A 541-nucleotide genomic window follows, 5' to 3' on the forward strand; every position below is an offset into this window, starting at 1 on the left:
TTTGCACGCTCTTTCAGATGAAGATTTCCAGCGCGCCTGATGGACCGATGGAAAATGGAAAAGTGAAAGCACAAAAGAGGCCGATTCGGCCCCTTTCGTGCTAATACCCCATTTCCTCTGCGGCCATGCGCACCACTTCTTCGTCAATGGCGTCCTTTTTCAGCTGATACCCGTATAACAGGCACGTCGTGGCCAACGTGTTGATCACCCGAGGCCATCCCCGCGACTGCAGGGCAATCGCCTCTAACGCCGATGGGGTGAAGATCGGATGCTTCGCCCCGGCCTGTTTCATCCGATGCTCGATGTAGCCCGCCACCTCTTCCTTCTCCAGCGGCCCCATCCGGTATCGCATGATGATCCGCTGGTCGAGAGGGTGGTGCTGATTGAGCCGCAGCTTCCCCTGTAAATGGGGCAGCCCGGCCAACATCAAGACAAATGGGTTGGTCGAATCCATCTCAAAGTTGAACAAGATGGCGATGTCCTGTAAAAATGCATCCTTTGCTAAATGCATCTCGTCCAAAATGAACACCGGCGTGATCCG

At 54.7% G+C, this 541-nt stretch carries 1 protein-coding gene; it reads right to left on the reverse strand.

Going from position 1 to position 541, the window contains the following annotated elements:
• Positions 1 to 100: 100 nt before the first annotated feature.
• Positions 101 to 541 (reverse strand): ExeA family protein (locus tag GZ1_RS19785; RefSeq protein ID WP_373278124.1); only part of this gene is annotated, 441 nt, incomplete at its 5' end.

This window comes from Geobacillus zalihae NBRC 101842, assembly GCF_001544135.1.
GTDB classification, from domain to species: Bacteria; Bacillota; Bacilli; order Bacillales; family Anoxybacillaceae; genus Geobacillus; species Geobacillus zalihae.